Origin of the sequence: Flavicella marina, assembly GCF_009193215.1 — a bacterium.
GTDB lineage: Bacteria > Bacteroidota > Bacteroidia > Flavobacteriales > Flavobacteriaceae > Flavicella > Flavicella marina.
Genome location: NZ_VYVA01000001.1, coordinates 1,021,407 through 1,033,665 on the forward strand (window position 1 = coordinate 1,021,407; position 12,259 = coordinate 1,033,665).

General features: G+C 33.4%; 14 protein-coding genes. 12 read left to right on the top strand and 2 right to left on the bottom strand.

Going from position 1 to position 12,259, the window contains the following annotated elements; translation table 11 throughout:
* The first annotated feature begins 39 nt into the window (after positions 1-39).
* From F6P99_RS04145 to F6P99_RS04160, 4 genes are all read left to right on the top strand, one after another.
* On the top strand, positions 40-2,334 hold the full coding sequence (locus F6P99_RS04145; protein ID WP_152286165.1) for an inorganic phosphate transporter: 2,295 nt from the start codon (positions 40-42) through the stop codon (positions 2,332-2,334).
* Positions 2,335-2,531: 197 nt separating this feature from the next.
* A complete protein-coding gene (locus tag F6P99_RS04150; protein WP_152286166.1) occupies positions 2,532-2,870 on the top strand; it encodes a single-stranded DNA-binding protein in 339 nt (112 codons plus the stop codon).
* Between the two features lie 64 nt (positions 2,871-2,934).
* Positions 2,935-3,672: a 3'-5' exonuclease gene (locus F6P99_RS04155; RefSeq protein ID WP_152286167.1), complete on the top strand. Its 738-nt coding sequence runs from the start codon at positions 2,935-2,937 to the stop codon at positions 3,670-3,672.
* Positions 3,650-4,006, top strand: coding sequence for an MGMT family protein (locus F6P99_RS04160; RefSeq protein WP_226913009.1), 357 nt, complete (start codon positions 3,650-3,652; stop codon positions 4,004-4,006). Before F6P99_RS04155 ends, F6P99_RS04160 begins: the two co-directional genes overlap by 23 nt.
* Here F6P99_RS04160 and F6P99_RS04165 read toward each other — a convergent pair.
* Complete coding sequence (locus F6P99_RS04165) at positions 3,995-4,279, bottom strand: DUF6958 family protein (RefSeq protein ID WP_152286168.1); 285 nt, start codon at positions 4,277-4,279, stop codon at positions 3,995-3,997. The two genes, F6P99_RS04160 and F6P99_RS04165, sit on opposite strands and share 12 nt — an antisense overlap.
* Before the next feature lie 136 nt (positions 4,280-4,415).
* Between F6P99_RS04165 and F6P99_RS04170 the strand changes: the two genes are divergently transcribed.
* From F6P99_RS04170 to pgi, 5 genes are all read left to right on the top strand, one after another.
* Positions 4,416-5,561, top strand: coding sequence for an Mrp/NBP35 family ATP-binding protein (locus F6P99_RS04170; protein ID WP_152286169.1), 1,146 nt, complete (start codon positions 4,416-4,418; stop codon positions 5,559-5,561).
* Between the two features lie 39 nt (positions 5,562-5,600).
* Positions 5,601-5,846: a NifU family protein gene (locus tag F6P99_RS04175; RefSeq protein WP_152286170.1), complete on the top strand. Its 246-nt coding sequence runs from the start codon at positions 5,601-5,603 to the stop codon at positions 5,844-5,846.
* A gap of 137 nt (positions 5,847-5,983) precedes the next feature.
* Positions 5,984-6,742 carry a DUF3108 domain-containing protein gene (locus F6P99_RS04180; RefSeq protein WP_152286171.1) on the top strand — a complete coding sequence of 253 codons (759 nt, stop codon included), beginning with the start codon at positions 5,984-5,986 and terminating at the stop codon, positions 6,740-6,742.
* A 41-nt stretch (positions 6,743-6,783) separates the two neighbouring features.
* A complete protein-coding gene (locus tag F6P99_RS04185) occupies positions 6,784-8,013 on the top strand; it encodes a M23 family metallopeptidase (RefSeq protein WP_226913010.1) in 1,230 nt (409 codons plus the stop codon).
* A 27-nt stretch (positions 8,014-8,040) separates the two neighbouring features.
* Positions 8,041-9,603, top strand: a complete 1,563-nt coding sequence (pgi, locus tag F6P99_RS04190; RefSeq protein ID WP_152286173.1) for a glucose-6-phosphate isomerase — start codon at positions 8,041-8,043, stop codon at positions 9,601-9,603.
* 56 nt (positions 9,604-9,659) lie between these two features.
* On the opposite strand, the gene F6P99_RS04195 is transcribed toward pgi, so the two are convergent.
* On the bottom strand, positions 9,660-10,376 hold the full coding sequence (locus F6P99_RS04195) for a DUF4397 domain-containing protein (protein ID WP_152286174.1): 717 nt from the start codon (positions 10,374-10,376) through the stop codon (positions 9,660-9,662).
* 94 nt (positions 10,377-10,470) lie between these two features.
* Between F6P99_RS04195 and F6P99_RS04200 the strand changes: the two genes are divergently transcribed.
* The 3 genes from F6P99_RS04200 to F6P99_RS04210 all read left to right on the top strand — a co-directional run bounded on the left by F6P99_RS04200 (position 10,471) and on the right by F6P99_RS04210 (position 12,243).
* On the top strand, positions 10,471-10,980 hold the full coding sequence (locus tag F6P99_RS04200; protein WP_152286175.1) for a hypothetical protein: 510 nt from the start codon (positions 10,471-10,473) through the stop codon (positions 10,978-10,980).
* A 76-nt stretch (positions 10,981-11,056) separates the two neighbouring features.
* Positions 11,057-11,482, top strand: coding sequence for a hypothetical protein (locus F6P99_RS04205; protein ID WP_152286176.1), 426 nt, complete (start codon positions 11,057-11,059; stop codon positions 11,480-11,482).
* A gap of 26 nt (positions 11,483-11,508) precedes the next feature.
* Complete coding sequence (locus F6P99_RS04210; RefSeq protein WP_152286177.1) at positions 11,509-12,243, top strand: lysophospholipid acyltransferase family protein; 735 nt, start codon at positions 11,509-11,511, stop codon at positions 12,241-12,243.
* Positions 12,244-12,259: the final 16 nt, after the last annotated feature.

Below are 12,259 nucleotides of genomic sequence, written 5' to 3' on the forward strand. Positions count from 1 at the left end.
CGACCTTTAAAATGAGGTGTTAGATTTTAAAATTAAATTATGGATAATATTTATATGTTAATGATCATTGCGTTAGCGCTTTTAGCTATCACCGATTTGGTGGTGGGTGTTAGTAATGATGCCGTGAATTTTTTGAATTCAGCAATTGGTTCTAAAGCCATTTCTTTTAAAACAATCATGATTGTTGCGAGTATTGGAGTACTCGTAGGTGCTGTGTTTTCTAGTGGAATGATGGAGGTTGCACGTAAAGGTATCTTTAATCCTGGTGAGTTTTATTTCAATGAAATTATGATCATTTTTATGGCCGTAATGATTACTGATATTTTGTTGTTAGATTTTTTTAACACAATAGGTATGCCTACGTCGACCACGGTTTCAATAGTATTTGAATTGTTAGGAGCAGCAGTGGCGATGGCGTTGTTAAAAATATTTAAAACCACGGGTAGTGGTGAGTTCTCAGATTTAATTACCTATATAAATACAGAAACGGCAACGAAAATTATTTTTGGAATTGTACTTTCTGTGATTGTTGCATTTTCAATCGGTGCTTTTGTACAATGGATTACAAGGTTGGTATTGTCTTATAATTTTGAAAATAAGGCCGCATGGATTGGAGCTCTCTTTGGTGGTATTGCGTTAACGGCAATTACTTATTTTATTTTTATAAAAGGCTTAAAAGGAACCTCATATGCGAAAGAGTCTTTCGAAATACTTGGAGGTAGAACCATGAAAGAATTTTTAGAGAATGAAGTGCTAATCATTATCGCAATAAGTTCGGTGTTTTGGTCTGTAGCTTCATTTGTTTTAATTCAATTTTTGAAAATAAATATTTACCGAATAATTATTGTAGTCGGAACATTTGCTTTGGCCTTGGCATTTTCAGGAAATGATTTGGTAAACTTTATCGGAGTTCCTATAGCCGCTTGGGAATCGTATCAAGCTTGGTCGGCAGAATGGGCGATAAACGGTGTTCAGGCAAATGAGTTTAGTATGAGTATTTTGTCTAAAAAGGTACCAACGAATAATTTACTGTTACTTTTGGCAGGTGTTATTATGGTAGTAACGTTATGGTTTTCGAGCAAAGCCAAAAATGTTGTAAAAACTTCTATTGACTTATCAAGTCAAAGTGCTACGAAAGAACGTTTTCAGCCCAATTTTTTGTCAAGAGGTTTTGTGCGCTTGGCGATGGGAATTTCAGAAGGTGTTTCTTACTTGCTTCCAGAAGAATTAAAGAAGAAAGTGGATAAACAATTTACTCCTCCAGTGATACCACTTACAAAAGAAAAAGTACATGAATTGCCTGCGTTTGATATGGTAAGAGCTGCTGTGAATTTGATGGTTGCTGCTGTTTTAATATCTATAGCAACCTCATATAAATTGCCACTATCTACAACCTATGTTACCTTTATGGTAGCAATGGGTACATCATTGGCTGATAGAGCTTGGGGGGCAGAAAGCGCAGTGTATAGAGTAGCCGGAGTAATCAATGTGATTGGTGGTTGGTTCTTTACCGCGTTTTGTGCTTTTACTGCAGCTGCCTTCGTTGCGTATTTATTGAGCTTAAACCTAAAGTTGATGTTTCCGATATTGTTGTTGTTAGCAATTGGTTTGTTGTTAAGAAACTTTTTTGCTCATAGAAAAAAGGCAATTGAAGAAAAAACAGAAGATAGTTTAAATAAAGCTGAAAGTACTTCAGTACAAGGTGTAATTCAAGAGAGTGCTGCTACTATTGCTTCTGTGGTAAAACGAGGAGGAAAAGTTTATGGAGTGGCAATCAAAGGACTTGCAAAGCAAGATTTGGTGTTGTTGAAAAAGAACAAAAAAACTATTGAAAAACTATCGAACGAAGTAGATGAGTTAAGAGATAATATTTTCTATTTTATTAAAAACTTAGATGAGTCGAGTGTTACTGCGAGTAGTTTTTATATCAACTTATTGTCTTACTTACAAGATATGACCCAGTCTTTAGAGTTTATTGTTCGTGCAACAAATAAGCACGTAAACAACAATCACAAAAAACTAAAAATGAGTCAAATCAAAGAGTTGAAAGAAGTTGAAGAGTCGTTGCTTGTAGTTTTTGAAAACACGAAAGATGCTTTTCAAGAAATGTCTTTTGAAAAAATTGCTGATATTTTAAACGACAGAACCGCATTTGATATTTTGTCAGATAAAATTCAAAGTCAGATCGAAAGAACACGTACTGAAGAATCGAGTCCGAAAAACACAACTTTATATTTTGGATTGTTATTGGAAACGAAAGATTTGTTGACAGGAACGATGAATTTATTACAAGAATACTACGAAGCAAATAAATCTACACAAGACGCATTGTAAGTAGTTTAACTATTATATAAAGCCCTGATTCAGTTTGGATCAGGGCTTATTATTGTATTAATGTTATACGAATACAAACGACTAACAACGCTTACATTCGAAAGTAAGCGTTTTGCAACCTATTATACTTTGGTGCTGTTCTTTACTTTGTGGTGTTGAAATGAACGAATGAATTTCGACTTAAAAATTTTAATATTATGAATAGTTTAAGAAACAAAGTACAGTTAATCGGACACGTAGGTATTCAACCAGAAATGATGACTTTAGAGTCAGGTAAAAAATTCGTAAAGTTTACGATGGCAACAAACGATAGTTTTAAAAACTCGAAAGGAGAAAAAATTGAAGAAACACAATGGCATAACCTGGTGGTTTGGAATGCGCTTTCTAATGTTGTAGAGAATTATGTAAATAAGGGTGACGAAATTGCCATTGAAGGAAGACTTACCAATAGAAGTTACCAAGACAAAGAAGGAAACAAGCGTTATATTTCTGAAATTGTCGTTAATGAATTATTGCTATTGGGAAATAAAAAATAGGGTTAAGTGTTTTTTCTATTTTGATTTCCATGAAAGATAGTACCTTAGTGTAAAATTGTATCCTATGAATCTTCAAGTAGCAAAAGAGAACATATTGTTTTTAGATATCGAAACGGTACCCGAGGTTGAAAATTTTCAAGAATTGACTGAGGTGAAGAAAGAGCTGTTTGCCTTAAAAACAAATTACCAACGAAAGCCTAAAACTATTTCTGAGGAAGAAATCTCACCAGAAGATTTTTACTCCAAAGCTGGTGTATGGGCAGAGTTTGGGAAAATAGTTTGTATTTCAGTTGGCTATTTTGTGTTGCAAGGCTCTGAACGTAGGTTTAGAACAAAGTCGTTTTTTGGTGATGATGAGGTTGTGGTTTTGAATGAATTCAAAACTTTGATAGAAAATCATTTCAACGATCCCAAGCATTTGTTGTGTGGACATAACGGAAAAGAATTTGATTTTCCGTTTATAGCCCGTCGTATGATCATTCACCAAATACCGCTTCCGTCAAAATTAAATCTGTTTGGAAAAAAGCCTTGGGAGGTACCACATTTAGATACCTTAGAGTTGTGGAAGTTTGGCGATTTTAAGCATTACACTTCCTTAAAATTATTGACGACAATTTTAAATATTCCATCTCCAAAAGACGATATCGATGGAAGTCAAGTTGCAGCTGTATATTACAAAGAAAAAGACCTCAAACGCATTGCAACTTATTGCGAAAAAGATACTGTAGCCGTTGCACAATTATTTTTGAGATTTAATAATGAACCTTTGCTTGAAAAGCATGAAATTGTATATCCTGAATAACATGGATGAATTGAATTTTTTTGAAAAATGCTATGAAGTTGCAAAACTAATACCATCAGGAAGAGTAACGAGTTATGGTGCAATTGCAAAATATTTAGGTGCTGCTCGCTCTGCTAGAATGGTCGGTTGGGCGATGAATGCTTCTCATGGGAATATTGAGATTCCTGCGCACAGAGTTGTAAATAGAAAAGGATTGTTAACCGGGAAACATCATTTTGAAGGAAAAAACTTAATGCAACAATTATTAGAAAATGAAGGAGTTGTTATAATAGATTCTCAAATTCAAGAATTTGAAAAAGTATTTTGGGATCCTTCAAAAGAACTATCGCTTTAAACGTATTTTATGTGGACTGGTGTTAGGTATTCTTTCTATAATATTGCGTGCTTCAAGATCTAATTTTACCGTAACGATATACCAAGAGATACTTCCATCAAAAGAATTTTTTAATGATTCGTTTGCTAGGGTATTCAAGTCTTTATACTGTATCTCATCTTGCTGTTGAAGTGTTGTTAGAATAAATTCTTTGATAACTTCATATTTCAGTTTAGAAATACGCACACCGTTTTTGTTTTTAGGGTGTAACGTTGTAATTTTTTCTTCTTTCATATGCATCTAATTTAGTTCAATAAAACTATACAATCAACCGATATAAGATATTGATTGGCGAATTAGTATTAGTTATAAATAAGATTATTTTTTTAAAGATTTCAGAGTATCTTTGCATCTATAAATTTTCAGAAATATGAGCATTCTTAAAGAAGATATACAAAAGGTTTTAGAAACGATTACTGCGCCTGGAGAAGGGAAGAGTTTGGTAGAGAATAACAATGTAAAGAACATCGTTATTTTCGGAGAAGAAGTTGTGGTAGATGTCGAAATAGCAAACCCGACGTTGCAAGCGAAGAAAAAAATTGAATCAGAAATTGCAAAAGTTATTGTTGAGAATGTTTCTGATAAAGCAGTTATAAAAGTTAATGTAACTACAAAAGCAGTCGAAAAAAGCCTAGAAAAAGAAGAAAACCCTAATCTTATTAAAGGTAAAAAATTACCAGGGATTCAAAATATCATTGCTATCGCTTCTGGAAAAGGAGGTGTAGGAAAATCTACAATTACAGCGAATACAGCAATTTCATTAGCAAAAATGGGCTTTAAAGTAGGTGTTTTAGATGCAGATGTCTATGGACCATCAATGCACTTGATGTTTGATGTAGCACAAGAAAAACCTATTTCTGTAAATGTGGACGGACGATCAAAAATGAAACCTGTAGAGAGTTATGGTATCAAATTATTGTCGTTAGGTTTTTTCACAAACCCAAATGAAGCTGTAATTTGGAGAGGGCCTATGGCTTCAAAGGCTTTGAATCAAATGATTTTTGATGCAGCATGGGGAGAACTAGATTTTTTATTGATTGACTTACCTCCAGGAACAGGTGATATTCACTTATCGATTGTTCAGGCATTGCCAATTACAGGTGCAGTGGTAGTTAGTACACCACAAAATATTGCCTTAGCAGATGCTAAAAAAGGAGTAGCAATGTTCCAGCAAAAAAACATCAAAGTACCTGTATTAGGTATTGTTGAAAATATGAGTTACTTTACACCTGAAGAGTTACCTGAAAATAAATATTATATCTTTGGACAAAATGGAGCAAAGAATTTAGCCGAAGATATTGATACAGCTTTCTTGGGAGAAGTTCCATTGGTACAAAGTATTCGAGAAGCTGGCGATATAGGAAGACCAGTAGCATTACAAGAGAACTCTATTTTAGAATCGGCATTCAACGACATTACAAAAAATATGTTGACCCAATTGTTGATTAGAAATGAAGAGTTGCCAGAAACAGAGGTTGTAAAAATTACAACAATGAGTGGTTGTTCTTCAAAATAACAACCAGAATAGGATTATATTAACAAGGAAAGATTAAAAATGGCATCAGCAGAATTAACAGCAACAGTAGAAAAAGCACTTGAAGAGATTCGTCCTTTTTTAATTTCTGACGGAGGAAATATTTCACTTGTCTCGATTGAAGAGAACGTCGTAAAAGTAAAATTAGAAGGGGCATGCGTAGGTTGTTCAATTAACCAAATGACTTTGAGAAACGGAGTTGAGGCTTCTGTAAAAAAACATGCGCCTCAAATAGAGAAAGTTATTGATGTGAGTAGCATCATGTAATTTTAAGATTATCTTAATGAATAACAGGTTTTGAAATAGAAACCAAAGTTATATATTTATAAGGCTTAGCAACATTAGTTGTTAAGCCTTTTTAGTTTTGGCATTGTAATTGACAGACTAAAGAAAATTTAGACTATATGAATCGAATTTTACTTATCCTTATTTTTGCATGTACAACCAATATGGTAGTGGGGCAGCAATTAGATAAAACTTTTCAGCATGGAGAAGAGTTAAAGTATCGAATCCATTATGGAATTGTGAATGCGGGTTATGCTACTTTGAGTGTAACTGAAAATAAAGATGCTTACCATTTTGTTGGCAAGGGCTGGACAGTTGGTATGACCAATGTATTTTTTAAAGTTAGAGACCAATATGAATCTTATGTGAATAAAGAAACTTTAAAACCTGATCATTTTGTTCGAGATGTTCGAGAGGGTGGCTACCGTCAAAACAGAGACATATATTTCGATCATAAAAATAAACTAGCTAAGGTTGAAGATCACAGGCAAAATACGGTGAAAGAATATCCTATCGATGATGTTCAAGATTTGATGTCTGCTTTTTATAAAATGAGGAGTGTGAAAATTGATACCATGGCAGTGGGGAGTAGTATTCACTTAGATTTATTTTTAGATGCCGAAACGTTTAAATTCAAGTTGGTTTTGTTGGGCAAAGAAACGATCAAATCAAAATATGGTAAAATACCTTGTTATAAATTTAGACCCTATGTGCAATCAGGTAGAATTTTTAAAGAAGAAGAAAGTTTGACCATTTGGATATCAGAAGATAAAAACAAAATTCCGGTTCGTCTAAAAGCTTCTTTGGCGGTTGGGTCGTTAAAAATGGATTTAACAGAATATAAAGGATTGACACATGCTTTTCCTCAAAAATTATAAGAAAAAGCTTAAATTTGCGGCTTACTAAAATGATGTCGTTTTTGAGATTTATAGTTTTTCTTTTCTTATCAATTAGTTTGCTTGTTTCTTGTGGAGATGAAGCGGATACAAGTGCTTCTAAAACCAAAGAAGAAACTCCTAAAAAAACACCAATAAAATTCGGCTATAACTTAGACAATTATAAAGTTACTTATGATACGGTTGCGCATGGTGAGAGCTTTGGTGAGATATTAGACAGACACCATATTTGGTATCCTAAAATTTTAGAAATATCTAAAAAAGTCAAAAATATTTTTGATGTAAGACGTCTGAGAGCTGGTAAACCGTATGTAGTTTTATCCAAAAAAGATTCAACCGAAAAAGCTCAAGTTTTTATTTATCAAAACGATTTAATCAATTATACAGTTGTTGACTTTAAAGATTCTATTATAAAAGCACAAAGAGGGAAAAAGAAAGTAACTACAGTTATAAAAAAAGGGAAAGGAATCATCACAAGTTCTCTTTCTGAAGCACTTGACAAACAAGGAGTAAATCCTGTACTAGCAAACGACTTGTCTGAAATATATGCTTGGACCATCGATTTCTTCAGACTTCAAAAAAATGATAAGTTCAAAGTTATTTACGAACAAAAGTTTATTGACGATACCATACCTGCAGGTATCGGTAGCATTAAAGCAGCTTATTTTGAACATGTAGGTAAACCTTTTTATGCATTCAACTATGTCGCTGATACGGTATTGCAATTAGAAGAATATTACGATGAAGAAGCACATCATTTAAGAAGAGCCTTTTTAAAAGCGCCTTTAAAATTTAGCCGTATTTCATCTCGTTACAACTTAAAGAGAAAAATAGCACACTATGGTCGTGTAAAAGCGCATAAGGGTACAGATTTTGCAGCACCAGTAGGGAGTCCTATTATGAGTACCGCCAACGGAAGGGTTATTGAGTCTCGTTATAAAGGAGCGAATGGTAATTATGTCAAAATAAGACATAACTCTACTTATTCAACCCAATACTTGCATATGAAAAAACGAAAAGTAAAAGTTGGAGACTATGTGAAGCAGGGGCAAGTGATCGGTACAGTTGGTATGACAGGAAGCACCTCTGGACCACATGTTTGTTATCGTTTTTGGAAAAACGGTGTACAAGTAGATCCTTTAAAACAAAAATTACCGGCAGCAGAGCCGATGAAAAAATCAATTATACCTCATTACCTTGAGCATATTCAATCAATCAAAGAAGAATTGGATGCAATAGGCTTTGAGAATTAAAATACAAATAAATCAAAGATTCGAATTATGGCATTAAAGAATGTAAATCCATCGAAAACACAAGCTTGGGAGAAGCTTGAAAAACATTATAATGACACAAAAGATGTGCATTTAAGAGAATTGTTTGCTGCAAATGCAAATAGACAAGAAGACTTTACAATTGTTAATAACGATTTTAATATCGATTATTCTAAAAATAGAATTGATGCGACAACCATGAAGTTATTGGTAGAGTTAGCAAACGAAGTAGATTTAAAAGGTGCTATTGCTAGTTATTTTGGAGGCGAAAAGATAAATGCTACTGAAGGTAGAGAAGTGTTGCATACAGCTTTGAGAACAGCTGCAGGTTATAAAGTGTTAGTGGAAGGAGAGAATGTTGTTGAAGATGTGCAAGCTACCTTAGGTCAAATTGAAGCATTTACGAATAAAGTTGTTTCTGGAGACTGGAAAGGATATACTGGAAAAGCGATTACAGATGTTGTAAATATTGGTATTGGTGGATCTGATTTAGGACCACAAATGGTAGTAGATGCCTTAAAATATTACAAAACACCACTTGATGTACATTTTGTTTCTAATGTTGATGGAGATCATGTTTCTGAAGTGGTAAAAAACTTGAATCCTGAAACGACCCTGTTTTTAATCGTTTCAAAAACTTTTACAACACAAGAAACTATTACCAATGCATTGACAATTAAAAAATGGTTTTTAGAATCAGCTTCAGAGGGAGATATTGCGAAGCATTTTGCTGCAGTTTCTACAAATTTAGATGCTGTTGCTGATTTCGGAATCGATGCTGCGAATGTTTTTACTATGTGGAATTGGGTAGGTGGTCGTTTCTCTTTATGGAGTGCGGTTGGTTTGTCTATTAGTTTAGCAATCGGATTCGATAACTTTAAAGCCTTGTTAGGTGGTGCTGAAGAAATGGATCGTCATTTTGAAACAGCTGACTTTGAAGACAATATTCCTGTTGTTTTGGCTTTGATCAGTGTTTGGTATAATAATTTTTATGGTGCAGAGTCTGAAGCAATCTTGCCTTACTCACAATATTTAGAAAAATTAACTCCTTATTTACAACAGGCTATTATGGAAAGTAATGGTAAAAGTGTAGATAGAAATGGTGATACTATAGCTTACCAAACAGGAACTATAGTTTGGGGTAGTACGGGTACAAACATGCAGCATGCATTTATGCAATTGGTACACCAAGGAACAAAACTAATACCTTGTGATTTTATTGGGTACGAAGAGTCGTTATATGGTAAAGAAGAACACCACAATAAATTGATGTCTAACTATTACGGACAACAAGAAGCATTGTGTAATGGAAAAACAAAAGAAGAGGTAATTGCTGAAGGAAAAACTGCTGAGGCAGTAATTCCTTTTAAAGTATTTGCAGGAAACAAACCAAGTACAGCAATTTTAATTAAAAAATTGACACCTGCTTCGTTAGGAAAATTGATTGCCATGTATGAGCATAAGATTTTTGTACAAGGGATTGTATGGAATATTTATAGCTACGATCAATGGGGTGTAGAATTAGGTAAGGTTTTAGCCAACAAAATCTATGCAGAAAAATACAACTCTTAAGTAGTTATAGTTTTAAATATAAAAGGCTTTCATATCATGAAAGCCTTTTTTTGTTCTTAATGTTGAGGTGTTTCGAACAGACTTAGTTTTGAGTTAGCATCGTAGTTGATTCCAGCCAGTACATCAATATATATTTTGTCAACGGCATGACCATCATGGTTTTCAATACGCATTAAATCAGTGTTCGAATCAGGTAAAGTACCTGTATTTGTTATTATAATTTTTGCATCAATTGTTGCTTTTAAAAATTCATAATAATCACTCGTAGTACCGTAAGTAAGATTTGTAACAACTCTGTCGCTACTACTTTCTCCGCCTACATAAATATCTACGCCACCAAGGCTTTGATATAAATGGATAAATTGTACTCTAACGTTACCTGTTTGAGGTGTGGTTGTGTTATTTTCGGTGATCAATAAATTTTCGCTCCCTGAAACTCCGTATAGAAATCCTGAATAACTATTTCCATCAAAAACAGTCATTTCTTTTGAAGCGATTGTTGTATTGTCATTCGTGTTATTTGTAAAAATTGTAAATTTATTTTGGTTTTCTTCCCATTCAATCTCTCTATTACCAGCAAAAGCATACGATTGATTTTCCCATAAAAGTTTTGTGTCTTGAAGCCAATCAATTTGAATGTCAGAGTTAATATAATTGTGCGAAATAAACCTAGCACTCTCGTATATAGTTTCTGGAGGATTTTCAGTTGAGTCTTTTGAGCATCCGAAGGAGAATAAAAGAATGATCGTAAGAAGCGTAATTGATATTTTCATAATTTCATGAATAAATGTTTCTTATAAAGATAAGTCTTTAATCTGAAAATCGTTTTTCTTTGAAATTAAATATGTTGATATTAGCCAAAAAAATATGATGATTAAAAAATTAAGTTTCTTATTGTTTGTAGTTGGTGCAAGTGTATTTGCGCAGCAAAAAAAATCAAATTCATTTTCTTGGGATCAAATGCGTTATGGAGGACGTTTGAGTCTTGAATTGTCTAGTGATGTTACGAGTTTTACGATTGCTCCTGCGGCAATCTATCAGTTCAACCCAAAAATTGCTGCTGGTGCAACAATTAGTTTTGGATATGCTGATTTTAAAAATTTGGATTCACACTTATATAATTATGGAGCTTCTATTCTAGGGATATATACTCCTATCAGACAGATTCAATTATCGGCAGAACTAGAGCAGGTTTTTGTGAATCAGCGATACGATAGATTTTTTGAAGATTACAACTACAATTATCAAGCATTGTTTTTGGGTGCTGGATATGTGATAGGAAACGTTGCTATAGGTTTGAGATATGACGTTCTGTATAACGAAGACAAAAATTTATATGCTTCGCCGTACGCACCTTACATTCAAGTCTTTTTTTAAAAAAGTTCGCGAGTTATTTAATAACTATTGCAATCTACTTTTCATTACATTTGTAATCTAAAAAAATAAATAAAAGATGAAACAAGTACATTCTTATTGGGCTTATTTAGTAGTAATTATGTTAGCATTGGCAGTTATCAATGCAATTATTGGGTATACTTCAAAAAAGGAATTTAAAGACAAAGACCTACGTATTGGTTTGTTTACCTTGATTGTAACCCATATTCAATTGTTAATCGGGTTAGGTTGGTATTTTATGTCTCCGGTTTACAAGGCGATGAAAGTAACCGGTATGGGACCGATAATGGAAAATGCTCAAACACGTTTGTTAGCGGTTGAACATCCTATAGCAATGTTATTGGCAATAGCTTTGATTACAGTGGGTTGGTCTAAGCATAAAAAACAAACAACAGATACAGGAAAATTCAAAACATTTGTATTGTTTTATGGAGTAGCTTTTTTATTGGTTTTATCAAGAATACCTTGGTCTCAATGGATGTAGAATAAGTAAAACTTAGATTTTACAACATGAAAAAAATCCTGTCTTATCCTCTTTCGGTAGTACATTACTTGCTGTTTGGTCTTTTTATTTGTGTATTTCACCCTATCCAATGGTTTAGTTTGAATGTCTTCGGATATTCTGTACATAAAAAGTCAGTCGACGCATTAAACTACTTTTTACTTTGGACGTTGTATGCAATTGGTACACGAATAGATTTTTCTATAGAAGAAGAATTGCCTGAAAATGTACCTTTGATTATTGTTTCAAATCATCAAAGTGCAAATGAAATTTCTCCAATCTCATGGTATTTCAGAAAATTTCACCCAAAATTTGTTTCTAAAAAAGAACTAGGGAAAGGCATTCCAAGCGTTTCATTCAATTTAAAGTATGGAGGTTCGGTATTGATAGATAGAAAAGATCCGAAACAATCTTTGACGGCTTTGGCAAAATTTGGCAAGCAGTTAGAAAAAAATAATTGGGCAGGAGTTATTTTTCCCGAAGGAACCAGAAGTAAAAACGGAGTCCCAAAAAAGTTTTCAATCAATGGTTTAAAGATTTTATCGAAATATGCACCTTCTGCATATGTGGTACCATTGACAATAAATAATTCTTGGAAATTAGTCAGAAATGGTAGTTTTCCATTAGGAGTTGGCGTACATATGAAATTACATGCACACAAGCCTATTGCCGTAAAATCTATGCCTTTTGATGAATTGTTTCAAAAAGTGGAGGAAACTATAAAAAACTCTGTAACTTTGTAAATTACTTGAAGAATTA

Bases quoted from the DNA above. Each gene is read 5' to 3' on its own strand.
- F6P99_RS04145 (WP_152286165.1), top strand. From the start codon at position 40: ATGGATAATATTTATATGTTAATGATCATTGCGTTAGCGCTTTTAGCT.
- F6P99_RS04150 (WP_152286166.1), top strand. From the start codon at position 2,532: ATGAATAGTTTAAGAAACAAAGTACAGTTAATCGGACACGTAGGTATT.
- F6P99_RS04155 (WP_152286167.1), top strand. From the start codon at position 2,935: ATGAATCTTCAAGTAGCAAAAGAGAACATATTGTTTTTAGATATCGAA.
- F6P99_RS04160 (WP_226913009.1), top strand. From the start codon at position 3,650: ATGAAATTGTATATCCTGAATAACATGGATGAATTGAATTTTTTTGAA.
- F6P99_RS04165 (WP_152286168.1), bottom strand. From the start codon at position 4,279: ATGAAAGAAGAAAAAATTACAACGTTACACCCTAAAAACAAAAACGGT.
- F6P99_RS04170 (WP_152286169.1), top strand. From the start codon at position 4,416: ATGAGCATTCTTAAAGAAGATATACAAAAGGTTTTAGAAACGATTACT.
- F6P99_RS04175 (WP_152286170.1), top strand. From the start codon at position 5,601: ATGGCATCAGCAGAATTAACAGCAACAGTAGAAAAAGCACTTGAAGAG.
- F6P99_RS04180 (WP_152286171.1), top strand. From the start codon at position 5,984: ATGAATCGAATTTTACTTATCCTTATTTTTGCATGTACAACCAATATG.
- pgi (WP_152286173.1), top strand. From the start codon at position 8,041: ATGGCATTAAAGAATGTAAATCCATCGAAAACACAAGCTTGGGAGAAG.
- F6P99_RS04195 (WP_152286174.1), bottom strand. From the start codon at position 10,376: ATGAAAATATCAATTACGCTTCTTACGATCATTCTTTTATTCTCCTTC.
- F6P99_RS04200 (WP_152286175.1), top strand. From the start codon at position 10,471: ATGATGATTAAAAAATTAAGTTTCTTATTGTTTGTAGTTGGTGCAAGT.
- F6P99_RS04205 (WP_152286176.1), top strand. From the start codon at position 11,057: ATGAAACAAGTACATTCTTATTGGGCTTATTTAGTAGTAATTATGTTA.
- F6P99_RS04210 (WP_152286177.1), top strand. From the start codon at position 11,509: ATGAAAAAAATCCTGTCTTATCCTCTTTCGGTAGTACATTACTTGCTG.